Source organism: Pannonibacter phragmitetus DSM 14782 (assembly GCF_000382365.1).
Classification (GTDB): Bacteria; Pseudomonadota; Alphaproteobacteria; order Rhizobiales; family Stappiaceae; genus Pannonibacter; species Pannonibacter phragmitetus.
The window spans coordinates 90,312-102,717 of the sequence record NZ_KB908223.1; the positions used below are offsets into that span (position 1 = coordinate 90,312).

At 62.4% G+C, this 12,406-nt stretch carries 12 protein-coding genes; 4 read left to right on the forward strand and 8 right to left on the reverse strand.

Annotated elements, in window-relative coordinates; genetic code table 11:
* Window position 1: 1 nt before the first annotated feature.
* Together H163_RS0113945 and H163_RS0113950 are read right to left on the reverse strand one after the other, a co-directional pair.
* A complete protein-coding gene (locus tag H163_RS0113945) occupies window positions 2-1,213 on the reverse strand; it encodes an amino acid ABC transporter permease (protein ID WP_026355847.1) in 1,212 nt (403 codons plus the stop codon).
* 222 nt (window positions 1,214-1,435) lie between these two features.
* Window positions 1,436-2,455, reverse strand: a complete 1,020-nt coding sequence (locus H163_RS0113950) for an amino acid ABC transporter substrate-binding protein (RefSeq protein WP_081626030.1) — start codon at window positions 2,453-2,455, stop codon at window positions 1,436-1,438.
* A gap of 291 nt (window positions 2,456-2,746) precedes the next feature.
* On the opposite strand from H163_RS0113950, the gene metC reads away from it, so the two are divergent.
* On the forward strand, window positions 2,747-3,913 hold the full coding sequence (gene metC, locus H163_RS0113960; RefSeq protein WP_019965218.1) for a cystathionine beta-lyase: 1,167 nt from the start codon (window positions 2,747-2,749) through the stop codon (window positions 3,911-3,913).
* A gap of 86 nt (window positions 3,914-3,999) precedes the next feature.
* On the opposite strand, the gene H163_RS0113965 is transcribed toward metC, so the two are convergent.
* Genes H163_RS0113965 through H163_RS0113985 form a run of 5 tightly spaced genes read right to left on the reverse strand, consistent with a single transcriptional unit; the run spans window position 4,000 to window position 8,625 of the window.
* Window positions 4,000-4,308, reverse strand: coding sequence for a DUF4387 family protein (locus H163_RS0113965; RefSeq protein ID WP_019965219.1), 309 nt, complete (start codon window positions 4,306-4,308; stop codon window positions 4,000-4,002).
* 1 nt (window position 4,309) lies between these two features.
* Window positions 4,310-5,662, reverse strand: coding sequence for an acyclic terpene utilization AtuA family protein (locus H163_RS0113970; protein ID WP_019965220.1), 1,353 nt, complete (start codon window positions 5,660-5,662; stop codon window positions 4,310-4,312).
* Window positions 5,663-5,665: 3 nt separating this feature from the next.
* On the reverse strand, window positions 5,666-7,207 hold the full coding sequence (locus H163_RS0113975; protein WP_019965221.1) for a tripartite tricarboxylate transporter permease: 1,542 nt from the start codon (window positions 7,205-7,207) through the stop codon (window positions 5,666-5,668).
* 12 nt (window positions 7,208-7,219) lie between these two features.
* Window positions 7,220-7,660 (reverse strand): tripartite tricarboxylate transporter TctB family protein, encoded by a 441-nt coding sequence (locus tag H163_RS0113980; RefSeq protein WP_019965222.1) that lies wholly within the window; start codon window positions 7,658-7,660, stop codon window positions 7,220-7,222.
* Window positions 7,660-8,625: a Bug family tripartite tricarboxylate transporter substrate binding protein gene (locus H163_RS0113985; RefSeq protein WP_026355848.1), complete on the reverse strand. Its 966-nt coding sequence runs from the start codon at window positions 8,623-8,625 to the stop codon at window positions 7,660-7,662. The genes H163_RS0113980 and H163_RS0113985 overlap by 1 nt, the downstream gene beginning before the upstream one ends.
* Before the next feature lie 122 nt (window positions 8,626-8,747).
* On the opposite strand from H163_RS0113985, the gene H163_RS0113990 reads away from it, so the two are divergent.
* From H163_RS0113990 to H163_RS0114000, 3 genes are read left to right on the forward strand one after another with little or no spacing between them, the layout of a single operon-like run.
* Window positions 8,748-9,419 (forward strand): response regulator transcription factor, encoded by a 672-nt coding sequence (locus tag H163_RS0113990; protein WP_019965224.1) that lies wholly within the window; start codon window positions 8,748-8,750, stop codon window positions 9,417-9,419.
* Window positions 9,416-10,855 (forward strand): sensor histidine kinase, encoded by a 1,440-nt coding sequence (locus H163_RS0113995; protein WP_019965225.1) that lies wholly within the window; start codon window positions 9,416-9,418, stop codon window positions 10,853-10,855. Before H163_RS0113990 ends, H163_RS0113995 begins: the two co-directional genes overlap by 4 nt.
* Complete coding sequence (locus tag H163_RS0114000) at window positions 10,852-11,946, forward strand: ABC transporter substrate-binding protein (protein ID WP_051105393.1); 1,095 nt, start codon at window positions 10,852-10,854, stop codon at window positions 11,944-11,946. The genes H163_RS0113995 and H163_RS0114000 overlap by 4 nt, the downstream gene beginning before the upstream one ends.
* A gap of 7 nt (window positions 11,947-11,953) precedes the next feature.
* Here the strand turns inward: H163_RS0114000 and H163_RS0114005 are convergent, their stop codons facing one another.
* Window positions 11,954-12,364 carry a hypothetical protein gene (locus H163_RS0114005; protein ID WP_094462942.1) on the reverse strand — a complete coding sequence of 137 codons (411 nt, stop codon included), beginning with the start codon at window positions 12,362-12,364 and terminating at the stop codon, window positions 11,954-11,956.
* Window positions 12,365-12,406: the final 42 nt, after the last annotated feature.

Consider the following 12,406-nt stretch of genomic DNA (forward strand, 5'->3'; position numbering starts at 1 on the left):
CTTACCGCTCCACCAAAGCCATCTTCTGGTTATACCAGTTCATGAAGGCCGATGTGATCAGGCTGAGCGACAGGTAGATCGCCATCCAGATCGCAATAACCTCGATCGCCTGGCCGGTCTGGTTCAGCACCGTACCGCCAAGGGACACAAGGTCGGGGAAGCCGATCGCAACTGCGAGCGAAGAGTTCTTCGTCAGGTTGAGATACTGGCTGGTGAGCGGCGGAATGATCACGCGCATGGCCTGCGGAATGATCACCAGCCGGAGGGTCGGCGCATTGCGCAGACCCAGGGCATTGGCAGCCTCGGTCTGGCCGTGGCTGACCGCCTGAATGCCTGCACGCACGATTTCCGCGATAAAGGCAGAGGTGTATATGGCCAGAGCCAGCGTGAGGGCCAGGAACTCCGGAATCAGCGTCATGCCCGTGCCGAGCGTGAAGCCCCGCTGCAGCAGCGGCCCGGTGTCGTTGAAGACCGGCTGGCTGAAGGACACCGGCATGCCCGATGCCAGATAGGCAATGAGCGGCAGGCCAATGATCAGCCCCAGCGCCGTCAGGAACATCGGAAACTGCTGCCCTGTTGCCTCCTGACGCTTGCGTGACCAGGTCCTGATCCCAATGGTCAGCACGATGGCGATCAGAAGCGCGATGCCGATTGCCGAAGAGCCCGGCTCGAACACCGGCCTGGGCATCCACAGCCCGGCGATATTCAGATGGATCGTGTCAAACAGCGACCACCTGTCCCGCTTGTCGGGCACCGAGCGCAGAACGGCAAAATACCAGAAGAAGATCTGCAGCAGCAGCGGAATGTTGCGCAGAACCTCGACATACCAGTAGGCGAGCTTCGAGATCACCCAGTTCTTGGACAACCGGGCAACACCAATCAGGAAGCCCAGAATTGTCGCGCAGAGAATGCCGATGACGGCAACGAGCAGCGTGTTCAGGAAGCCCACCAGCAGGGCATCCCCGAAGGTGGAGGCTTCCGTATAGTTGATCAGGCTCTGGGATGTGCCAAAACCTGCGATCCGGTCAAGAAACCCGAAACCCGATGCAATTTTCTGACGCTGCAGGTTTGCAATCGTGTTGGTCACGATCACATAGCCCACGGTCACAATGACCGAAACCAGCAGCAACTGAAAGAAGATGCCTCGAACATGCGGGTCGTTGACCAGCGATCCCCTCCGGGAGGATGCTGCGCCGTTTTCCCGTGTTGTCATATTCCCTCGCCAACCTGAAACGCACCGGTGCTCTTCTTGCGGCACCTGTCATGCGTTGCCGTTCTCCAGACCCCGTCGACAGAGAAACGGCAGTTTGTCCCCTGGTGCCGGTTGCTGCATTTCGCAGTCTTTACCAGCACCGTCATTACGCAAATCCCGGCCAGCTTGCACCGGCCGGGACGCAGTTCCGGAAGTCCCGAAGGACCCCGTAAAGTCTGGCGCTTAGCGGACCGGCGGAGCGTACTGCAGGCCGCCCTTCGTCCACAGGGCGTTCAGGCCGCGGGCGATGCCCAGCGGAGTGTCCGGACCGACATTGCGGTCGAAGGCTTCGCCGTAGTTGCCCACGCCCTTGACGATGCTGACAACCCAGTCGTTGCCGACGCCGAGCTGCTGGCCGTAGTCACCTTCAACGCCGAGCAGGCGCTTGATTTCCGGATTGTCGGAAGACTTCATCTCTTCGACGTTGGCCGAGGTGATGCCGAGCTCTTCCGCGTTGATCATGGCGTAGAGGCTCCACTTCACCAGATCGAACCACTGGTCATCGCCATGACGGACCACCGGGCCGAGCGGCTCCTTGGAGATGATTTCCGGCAGAACAACGTGATCAGCCGGGTTGGCGAGCTTCAGGCGCTCGGCGTAGAGGCCGGAAGCGTCGGTGCTGAACACGTCGCATCGGCCGGCGTCATAGGCCATGATCACTTCGTCGGCCTTTTCGAACGCGACGACTTCATACGGCATGTTGTTGGAGCGGAAGTAGTCGGCGATATTCAGCTCGGTCGTGGTGCCGGTCTGGGTGCAGACGGACGCGCCGGACAGTTCAAGAGCGGACGTCACGCCCAGCGACTTGCGCACCAGGAACCCCTGACCGTCATAATAGGTCACGCCGGTGAAGTTCAGGCCGAGCGAGGTGTCGCGCGAAGAGGTCCAGGTCGTGTTGCGCGACAGGACGTCGATTTCGCCGGACTGCAGGGCGGTGAAACGCTCCTTGGCGCTCAGCGGGGAATACTTGACCTTCTCAGCGTCGCCGAAAATGGCGGCTGCAACGGCGCGGCAGATGTCGACGTCGAGGCCGCTCCAGTTGCCCTGTGCATCCGGATTGGAGAAGCCCGGCAGACCCTGGCTCACACCGCACTGGACGAAGCCCTTGGCCTTGACGTCATCAAGCGTTGCTGCAGACGCAGAGGTCGCAGCTGCCGCAACGACGGTGGCGCCGAGCATCATGGGAATGAATTTCGCTTTCATGGACTTGCAGCCTTTTTTTGTTACCCATCTGTGTTTTGTATCAGGACCCGGATGTTCCGCATGCGCTTGTTCCAGCTGCTGGACCCCCTGCCCGGCCGTGCCGGGCTCCAGTCCTCCCTCGCGCAAAACGCGAAGTCGGAATAGCGCCGCTACCCGAGCCCCAATGTGGCCATTCGATGGCATTTGACGCGACGGGTCAAGAGGCCGCAGAGTGGTAAAACGATTATTTCCTCGTGAGGTCCTCCCCTCCTTCCACCTCCCGCTGCACAGAAAGTCAACACGAGTAACAAAATGGCAGAGATTGATCAGAAACTGGACACTGTGCTTGTTCACGCAGGCCGGCATCCGGGTGAATTTCACGGATTTGTGAACCCTCCGGTGGTCCATGCCTCGACCGTCCTTTTCCCCAGCGTCGAGGCGATGGCACCGGGTGCGCAGAAATACTCCTATGGCCGCCGTGGAACGCCCACGACCGGGGCACTGGAAGAGGCTATTGCCGCCATCGAGGGGGCAGCGGGTGCCAAACTGGCCACCTCCGGCCTCAATGCAATTTCTCTCGCCTGCCTCTCCTGCCTGAAGGCCGGCGACCACTTCCTGGTGGCAGACACTGTCTATGGCCCCACGCGGCATTTCTGCGACACAATTCTGCCGCGCTACGGCATCGAGGTGGAGTATTTCGAGCCCTGGGCTGGCGAGGGGATCAGGAAGCGGTTCAAGGCCAATACGAAGGCGGTTTTCCTGGAAGCGCCCGGCTCGCTCACCTTCGAGATGCAGGACGTGCCGGCCACTGCCGCTGCAGCGCGCGAAATCGATGCTTTCGTGCTGATGGACAACACCTGGGCCACCCCGGTGTTCTTCCAGCCGCTGGCCCACGGGGTTGACCTGTCGATCCAGGCCGGAACCAAATATATCGTCGGCCACTCGGACGTGATGATCGGCACGGTGGCTGCAAGCGCAAGGGCCTGGCCGGGCCTGCTGGACATGCACGGCAACCTTGGCCTGCATGTGGGGCCGGATGATGTCTATCTTGCCCTGCGCGGCCTCAGGACCATGTCGGTTCGTCTTGAGCGGCACATGCGCAATGCGCTGGAAGTGGCAAACTGGCTGGCAGAGCAGACCTGCGTGGCGGCGATTCGCTATCCTGCCCTGCCGCAGGACCCCGGGCATGCCCTTTGGAAGCGGGATTTCAAAGGCGCCTGCGGGCTCTTTGCCTTTGATTTCACGCCGGACGTCACGGAGCAGCAGGCCATTACCTTCCTCAACGCGCTGAAGCTGTTCGGCCTTGGCTATTCCTGGGGCGGCTTTGAAAGCCTGGCCATTCCGGTGCAGCTGAAGGGTCTGCGCACGGCAGGCACGCCGGTGCCGCTCAACCAGAGCGTGCGCCTGCACATCGGGCTTGAAGACACGCGTGACCTGATTGCAGACCTGACGCAGGCCATGGCGGCGATGAAGGCCTGACATAAAAATGACCGGCTGCCGCGATCTGGCGGCTGCCGGTCATTCTTGCAGCAAATGGAGGTGGACCAGCTGGCAGGAAGCCCCGCTCAGGCGATCTTCACATCCGCTTCTTCCAGCAGCACGGCCCACTGCGCGCCGTGCATGTCGCGGTCATTCGCGCTGCCCTGCACCACCGGGCGGGGGAAGCTGAACTTGATGACCGAGAGATCCTCGATATCGAAGCGCTTCAGCAGCTGCGGTTCGGTGTGGAACAGCGCCGCCACGTCTGCCGTCTTCAGCGACGGCACAACCCGCTTGAACACCTCGTCAGATCCGCAGAACACGTCGACTGTCACCCAGAAGGGACCGGCATTCTTGGAACGGACCTTCAGGACAGTATCACCCAGACGCGCCATCTCAGATCTCCGTCACGTCAATGCGGAAGGCGGACATGGGATCGTCCAGTTCCAGCACGTGGTTGAGGGCAAACTCGTAGAGCGCGCCACGGTCCGACTGGGCCGGAGAGTAGGGAAATGCGAAAGTCGGCAGTTCCTCGTTGTCCGTCAGCGGATAATGCAGCACGAAAGGATTGATGAGCTTGCCGATTTCGGAGGCAATCGCCTGCGTTTCAGCGGTCACGATGCCCAGAACGCCGATCTCGACCGGATCGCCCTTGCGGTTTTCCATGGCCCCCAGCGCGCCGTCCACGCCGATGAGGCGGAACTGCAGGTCATAGGCGCCCGGCTCCAGCCCCATGCGGGAGCGGATTTCGCCGGTCAGAAAACCGGTGAGACGGTCCACCCAGGCGCGGGCCTCACGCACATAGCGCTCATTGCGCAGGATCGCCATGATGGTGGTCTGGTAGCCGGCAACACGGGCGCCCTCCAGCTTCACCGTGTACTGCCCCTCGACCCAGCGCGAGCCCTCGACCCGCACCCTTCGCTCATCCAGCGCCGTGTAGCGCGAGCCACGCACATCGAGATAGCCGCCCGGCTCATAGAGCTGATAGGGGTCCGAATTCTCGTAGAGCATATGGGCGGAAACGGAATGGGGCGTGCATGCGGCATTGTCTGCCAGCGGCTCGACCGTGAAACCTTCCTTGTCGAAGTCCACCATGATCACGCCGGAGGTGGGATTGGTGGAGCAGAGCGCACCACATTCGGCGATCTTTGCCCCATGCCAGGCTCCGCCCGGATGCTCACCGCGGGCAAGCGGCAAGGCGCAGATGGTCGCCGTATCGGTGGTACGTCCTGCGATGACGATATCGGCGCCGGTCTCAAGCGCCGCCTGAATCTGCTCCGCACCGGCCAGCGCCACGATGTTGGAGAGCGAGCCGATCAGTTCTGGAGAAATCTCCGGCGCCGGTGTGAGCGGGCGGATGCGGCCCTCCGCCAGCGCCTTGAGGATGCGCTCTTTCGGCTGGGAGGAATAGACCCGTGCGATCTTGAGGCTCTGGCCAAGTTCGGCCGCCAGTTCGCAGGTGATCTCATACATCCAGTCAACGGTTGTATCGGCACCGCAAGTGCCGGCCGTGCCGATGACGAGAGGAACACCGGCCCCGGCGCGGGCCTTCATCAGGTCGCGCCATTCGGCCTTGGTGGCGGCGCGGGAGTACTTGGAGACCCCCGCCCCGAGCGAGAAGGGGCCACTGTCGGTGGACCCGCCATCAATACAGATAATGCCGGGGCGAAGGTTGACACCGCGGGCCAGCGCCTCCCGGTCAAACCCCAGTCCGAGGACGCCTGAAGGCACCAGCACGCGGGTTGTCATGTCTCAGTCCTTGTCTGCAGCCGCCACATCGGCAGCAGCCGTTTCACTGTCCGGCAACGGCTTCTTGAGGAAGCGGCGCAGGAAGATGGGAGCAACGAAGCCCAGCACGGCCGCAGTCCAGAGACCAATGGCAATGCCCGAAGAGAACAGGTAAGTCCAGTCCCCATCCGACAGCACCATGGCGCGGCGCAGGTTGTCTTCCATCTGGTTGCCCAGAAGAATGCCCAGGATCACCGGCACGGTCGGAATGTCCAGCTTGCGCAGGATGTAGCCCAGAGCACCGAAGGCAACCATCATCAGCATGTCGAAGGACGAGCCCGTCAGCGAAAAGATGCCGACGAAGGCAATCATCGTCACGCCGGGCAGCAGGATGTAGCTCGGCACCGACAGGATGTGCACGAAGATCTTCACCATCGGAATGTTGAGGACCAGGAGCACGAAGTTGCCGATGAAGAGCGAGGCGATGAGCCCCCAGACGATTTCGGGCCGCTCGGTGAAGAGCAGCGGACCGGGGGTGATGTTGAGCGTCAGCAGCAGGGCCAGCAGAACGGCCGTGGTGCCCGAGCCCGGAACGCCGAGGGTCAGCATCGGGATCAGCGCGCCACCGGCGGCCGCATTGTTGCCCGCTTCAGGTGCGGCGATGCCCTTCGGATTACCGGTGCCAAACGTGTGCTTGTCCTTGGCAATGGCCTTCTCGCCCGCATAGGCCAGGAAGGAGCCGAGGGAGGCACCCGCGCCCGGCAGAACACCGGCGACAAAGCCGATGACCGTCGCCCGCAGCATGGTCCAGCGGGTCAGCCAGATATCCTTCCATGGAATGCGGTTGGACTCGATCTTCACGCCGATGGCGCTGTTCTTGCCGTGGCTCTCGATAAAGAAGAAGATTTCCGAGACGGCAAAGAGACCGACAATGGCGACGAGGAAATCGATGCCATCCATCAGGTGCAGCTCACCAAAGGTGAAGCGCGGCATGCCCGTGGTCTTGTCGAGGCCGATCATGGCGATACCCAGCCCGATGGCAGCGGCAAGGGCCGCCTTGGCCTGGTTGTTCGACCCCAGACCGCCGAGCGTGCAGAACGCCAGCAGATAAAGGGCGAAATATTCCGCCGGACCAAACTGGAAGGCAACGCGAGCCAGAAGCGGCGACATGACCATCAGGCCAACGGTGGCGAGGAAAGCGCCCACGAAGGAGGCCACGGCCGAAATCACCAGCGCATCACCTGCCCGGCCCTTGCGGGCCATGGGGTAACCGTCCAGCGTCGTCATCATCGCCGGTTCGTCACCGGGGATGTTGAGCAGGATCGACGAAATGCGCCCGCCATACATGCAGCCGTAGTAGACCGATGTGAGCAGAACCAGCGCCGACATGGCGTCAAGGCCGAGCGTGAAGGAAATCGGGATCAGCAGCGCCACGCCGTTTGAGGGGCCAAGGCCCGGCAGCGCACCAATGATGGTTCCGAGGAAGCAGCCGGCGATCGCCAGAAACAGCGTGGTCGGCGTCAGCGCCACGGAAAACCCGAGCGCCAGATTAGACAGGATATCCATGATGATGTCCCCTCACCCGAGCAATCCGCGCGGAAACGCCACGAGGCCGAGACCGAGCACGAATTTGAAGAGTGTAAAGAGGCCGATGGAAAGCCCTGCACCTGTCAGGAATGCCGGAACAGGCCGGGGCTCGATCTGGTAGCTGATGATGCCAGCAACGATGAAGGTCGGAATGATGAAGCCGAGCGGGCGGATCATCATTGCGTAGGCAATCAGCAGAAGCAGCGTGAACCCAAGCTTGGCGAGCATCAGGCCGTAGGGCCACTCGACGTCCGGGTCCGGGCGCAGCATCATTGTAAGGGAGGCGAGAATGGTCACGCCGCCGATCATGTAGGGAAATACCCGCGGACCGATCGGGTCCGAGATGAAGCTGGTCTCAATCTGTGTGGCGCTGGAGAGATACCCCAGCGCCACGAGGATCATGACCAGACCAAAAATCCGGTCACCCTTCATTATTTGATGATCCCGATCTCACGCGAAATCTCCTGGATTTCCGCGATGTTGTTGGTGACCCAGCCCTCGAATTCGTCACCGATGAGCGTGTAGGGGGCAAGGCCGTTGTCAGCCATGACCTTCTTCCACTGCTCGGACTCGGCAACCTGCTGCAGGCGGTCAGACCAGACCTTGAACTCTTCGTCGGAGATGCCCTTCGGGACATAGACACCGCGCCAGTTCATGGCGACGAGATCCAGGCCCTGTTCCTTTGCAGTCGGGACATCCGGGAAGGCATCGACACGCTCTTCGGCAAACACGGCCAGAGCACGCACGTCGCCAGACTTGATGAAGCCGGAGATCTCGGAAATGTCGCCGGTCATGGCTGCGGTAAAGCCGCCAACGGTCTGGGTGATGGCATCGGCACCACCGTCGACGCCGATGTACTTGATGGCGCGGGCGTCGGTGAAGCCGGCGCGGTCCATCATCATGAGAACCTTGAGATGGTCAAAGCCGCCCACGGCGGAACCACCGGCGAAGGCGTTCTTGGACGGGTCGGCCTTCACGGCCTCGATCAGATCATTGATGGTCTTGTAAGGGCTGTCCTTGGCCACAACGATGACGCCGGGATCACCGCCGATGGTGCCGAGCCAGCGGACCTGCTCGGCCGTCATGCCGGCAAAGGCGTTCTGGGCAAGACGGGTGGTGGTTGCCGAGGAGGCTGCCACGAAGACGTCTGCATCGGTGTTGCGCTGGCCCACCACGTGAGTGTAAGCGACACCGCCGCCCGCACCGGCCATGTTGGTGACCTGCACCGGGTTCGGCACAACGCCGATTTCATACATGATCTGGGAGACCTGACGGCAGGTAAAATCCCAGCCGCCGCCGGGGTTTGCCGGTGCAATGCACTCCGTGGCCGCAGCAACGGTGGTCATGCCAGCACCGATCATGGCGCCAAGCGCAAGCGCCTTAAGCGTAGTTTTCATCCCTGGTTCTCCTCCCTGGGGCATTGGTATCAGTCCGCAAGGCCTGTCCGGACCTCTTGCGTCCCGCCATAGTTTCGTCCAAACCTGACACAAACCTGTCACAGGTGTAAATTTCAGGGGGGATGATCTTGCGGTTCCTGCTCATCGAGGACAATGGGGACCTTGCGCGCTCCGTGCAGGAACGGCTGACGCTGGAGGGCCATGCCGTCGATCACGCCCCGGACCTTGAGACCGCACGCTCATGCCTTGCGTCTGCGGCCTATGATCTGATCCTTCTCGACATCATGCTGCCTGATGGAGACGGGCGCGCATTTCTGTCAGCCCAGCGGCAGAAGGGTGATGCAACGCCCGTCATCGTCATGACGGCGCGCTCCTCAGTCTCCGACCGGGTGGGCACGCTCGACATGGGCGCGGATGACTATATCACCAAGCCCTTCGACTTCGCTGAACTGGAAGCCCGCTGCCGGGCAGTTCTGCGCCGGCGCGGCGGCACACCCAACTCACAGCAGCGCTTCGCAGATGTGGTGTTCGATCCGCTCGCCGGCCAGGTGATCGTCGCAGGCGAGAGCCGGGAGCTGCGCAGCCGCGAACTGCGGCTTTTCGAAGTCTTTCTGGCTGCCCCCGGGCGCATCCTGTCAAAAGACCATCTGTGCGACCGGCTGTTCTCCTACTCCGAACCAGTCACGGACAATGCCATCGAGGTATACGTAGGCCGGCTGCGCAAGAAACTTCAGGGCAGCACGGTGCGCATCGAAACCCTGCGCGGCCTGGGCTACAGGCTGACGGGCGCATGAGGGCGCGCGCGAACGGACAGAAGGCTGGCGAAGGCAGCGCCCCGCCCTATTCCCCGTCCCTCCGGCGCCGGTTGATCACCCAGCTTCTGGGTCTTTCGGCCATTCTTGCCATTGCTCTCTTCTTCGCCGTTCGCATCAGTTCCGAACAGGCCTCGGAAGCGACACTTGACGGCATTCTGGGTGCGGCGACAACAGCGATTGCCGAGGAACTGCGGAGCGTCGATGGCGGCCCGCTGGTGGAACTGCCCTCCGGCACCTTCTCCATCTTGTCCGCCATGGGCGAGGAGCGGATCTTCTACCGCATCATGATCGGCGGACGTGACCTGACCGGCTACGAGGATCTGCCGGAACCAGCAAAGGCGCCCTCTTCGCTCGAGCCGGTTTTTTACACAGCACTCTACCGCGATGCCAATCTGCGCATCGCGGCTGTCGCCCGCAATCTGGTGATCGATGAGGGGCCAGTGCGGCTGCTGGTCATGGTCGGTCAGACGCGGGAAGCGCAGAATGCCATTGCCGCACGGCTTGCCAACAGGGCAGCCGCACTTGGCCTTGCAGTGTTCCTCGCCGCCATTCCCCTGTCGCTGCTGGCGGCTTCACGCCTGCTGCGGCCCATCGACAAGCTGGCCGTCGCAATGGAGCGGCGCGGCCCGCGCGATCTGCGTCCGGTGCGCCACCCTGCCCCGGCTGAGCTTGTGCCGCTGATGTCCGCACTCAACAGCTTCATTACGCGCCTGCGCGGGACGCTGGCGCAGACGGAAACCTTCATCGCCGAGGCTGCCCATCACATCCGCACGCCACTGGCAACCATCCGCAGCGAAGCGGAACTGGCGCTGCGTCTTGCTTCCGATGAAGCCATGCGCCAGCGCATGCGCAGCCTGATCCGTGCCGTTGACGAAGGCTCGCGCTCCACCAGCCAGCTTCTGGACCATGCCACAGTGGCCTACCGTGCCGGTCACCAGAGCTTCAGCGAGATCGATCTTGGCCGGGTGACCGCAGTTCTGGCGGAACGCTACAGGGCCCCTGCGGATCTGAAGGACATTCACATCCAGCTGTCCTGCCCCGGGGAGCCGCTGATCACCTTTGGCGATGCCGTGCTGCTGGAGGCCGCCATCCGAAATCTCATCGACAATGCCATCAAGTATTCGCCGCCGGACACGGACATCCACCTGGCGCTGCAGCGCAGGGGCCAGTTGGCAGAGCTGACCTGCCGCGATCATGGCCGCGGGCTGGGCGGCCAGAGCGGCGGCATGCTCTCGGGCCGTTTCCAGCGGGGAACGAATGTGGACGACGTGATCGGCTCGGGCCTCGGCCTGACCATCGTGACCGAGGCAGCAGCCGTGATGGACGGGCAATTCAGTCTTGTTCCGGCACCGGACGGCGGCGCCCTCGCAACACTGGTGCTGCCCCTGACCGGCTTGCAGGAGGAAAGAACATGAAGCCTGCAACAGCCATGCCGGGCGCGCGTCAAGCCCTGAGATGCATTGCGAACGGACTTGTTCAACTCCTTGTAGTGTCAATATTTTCTCTCGCGCCCAACCTGCCGGCGCAGGCCCTCACCATTGAGGAGGAAAAGCGCTTCGGCCCCGCATCGGCACCCGGTGAGATCCGCATCGTGTCGAGTACCGATATCGAAGTGTTCCAGCCCGTCATCGAAGGCTACATCCGCGCGCATCCCGAAGTGGCGATCCACTACATCGTTTCACCCAGCCAGGGCCTTTACGACGCGGTTGCCTCGGGACGGGAAGAGATTGATCTGGTCATTTCTTCTGCGATGGATCTGCAGATGAAGCTGGCCAATGACGGCCTCGCGCAGCCGCTGCACGAGGAGATCATAGCCGCGCGTCCCTCCTGGGCACGCTGGCGGGATAGATTGGTCGGGGTGGCGCAGGAACCCGCCGTCGTGCTCCTGGCCGATGAGGCGCTGGCAGGCGGTCTGCCGGTCCCACGCACACGCCGCGACCTGATCAATCTGATGCGCGATTATCCCGAGCGGTTTCGCGGGCGTATCGGCACCTATGACCCGGCCGTGGCAGGAGCCGGTTACCTGTTTGCGGCGCAGGATGCCCGCATGAGCGACACGTTCTGGCGCCTCGCAGAGGTCATGGGGCGGCTTGATGCAAACCTGTACTGCTGCTCCGGGGGAATGATCGCCGATATTCAGGCAAAGGAACTTCTCATGGCCTACAATGTTCTGGGCAGCTACCTGCCGCGCGGCAAGGCTGCGCATGAGGGCTTTGAGGTGATCGAGCTGGAAGACTTCACCATCACGCTGCTGCGCACGGCGCTGGTGCCGGCCAACGCGCGCCAGCCGGGCCTTGCGCAGGACTTCCTCGCCTTTCTTGTCTCGCCCGAAGGCCAGAGCCTGCTGACCGAGCGGACCGGACTTCCGCCGATTGATCCGGGCGTCTATGCCGAGCGCCCGCATCTGCGGCCTATCCGCCTTGATCCCGGCTTGCTGGCACAGCTCGACAAGCTGACGCGCGCCCGCTTCCTTGAAGAGTGGCGCGCGGCAATGGAGCAGCCTTGAGGGTCACTCACCCGCCGAAAAGCGAGGCAATCGTCAGATAGGCCGGAATGAAGAGCGGCGGCAGGCCGAAGAAGGCATCACCGAACAGCACGATCTTCAGGAAGAAGAACAGAAACGCCCCATAGAGCGCGGCGGCAAAGGGCATCAGAAAGCCCGGCGTGATCGGTGCCACCAGAGCCAGAAACGGATTGGTGACCTTTCGCAGCACCACGAAAAAGGTGATCTCGCGCTCGCCGAACACAAACTCCAGAAGCCCCCTGGCAAACAGGAATGCGGCAATAGCGGACAGGGCGTAGGTGCCCCCGAGATAGACGGCGACGATGCCGGGCGCCCCGCCGGCCAGAAAGGTGACGACCGCCAGAAGATAGGTGCCGGTCAGATAGAGAACGCCGTTAAGGGCGGTTGCCTGCTGCTGCATGAGTACTTCCTGATTCTCCTTGCGTCCCGCCGCAGAGATGAG

Excerpts from the sequence above, each read along its gene's own strand:
- H163_RS0113945 (WP_026355847.1), bottom strand. The coding sequence starts at position 1,213 with ATGACAACACGGGAAAACGGCGCAGCATCCTCCCGGAGGGGATCGCTG.
- H163_RS0113950 (WP_081626030.1), bottom strand. The coding sequence starts at position 2,455 with ATGAAAGCGAAATTCATTCCCATGATGCTCGGCGCCACCGTCGTTGCG.
- metC (WP_019965218.1), top strand. The coding sequence starts at position 2,747 with ATGGCAGAGATTGATCAGAAACTGGACACTGTGCTTGTTCACGCAGGC.
- H163_RS0113965 (WP_019965219.1), bottom strand. The coding sequence starts at position 4,308 with ATGGCGCGTCTGGGTGATACTGTCCTGAAGGTCCGTTCCAAGAATGCC.
- H163_RS0113970 (WP_019965220.1), bottom strand. The coding sequence starts at position 5,662 with ATGACAACCCGCGTGCTGGTGCCTTCAGGCGTCCTCGGACTGGGGTTT.
- H163_RS0113975 (WP_019965221.1), bottom strand. The coding sequence starts at position 7,207 with ATGGATATCCTGTCTAATCTGGCGCTCGGGTTTTCCGTGGCGCTGACG.
- H163_RS0113980 (WP_019965222.1), bottom strand. The coding sequence starts at position 7,660 with ATGAAGGGTGACCGGATTTTTGGTCTGGTCATGATCCTCGTGGCGCTG.
- H163_RS0113985 (WP_026355848.1), bottom strand. The coding sequence starts at position 8,625 with ATGAAAACTACGCTTAAGGCGCTTGCGCTTGGCGCCATGATCGGTGCT.
- H163_RS0113990 (WP_019965224.1), top strand. The coding sequence starts at position 8,748 with ATGATCTTGCGGTTCCTGCTCATCGAGGACAATGGGGACCTTGCGCGC.
- H163_RS0113995 (WP_019965225.1), top strand. The coding sequence starts at position 9,416 with ATGAGGGCGCGCGCGAACGGACAGAAGGCTGGCGAAGGCAGCGCCCCG.
- H163_RS0114000 (WP_051105393.1), top strand. The coding sequence starts at position 10,852 with ATGAAGCCTGCAACAGCCATGCCGGGCGCGCGTCAAGCCCTGAGATGC.
- H163_RS0114005 (WP_094462942.1), bottom strand. The coding sequence starts at position 12,364 with ATGCAGCAGCAGGCAACCGCCCTTAACGGCGTTCTCTATCTGACCGGC.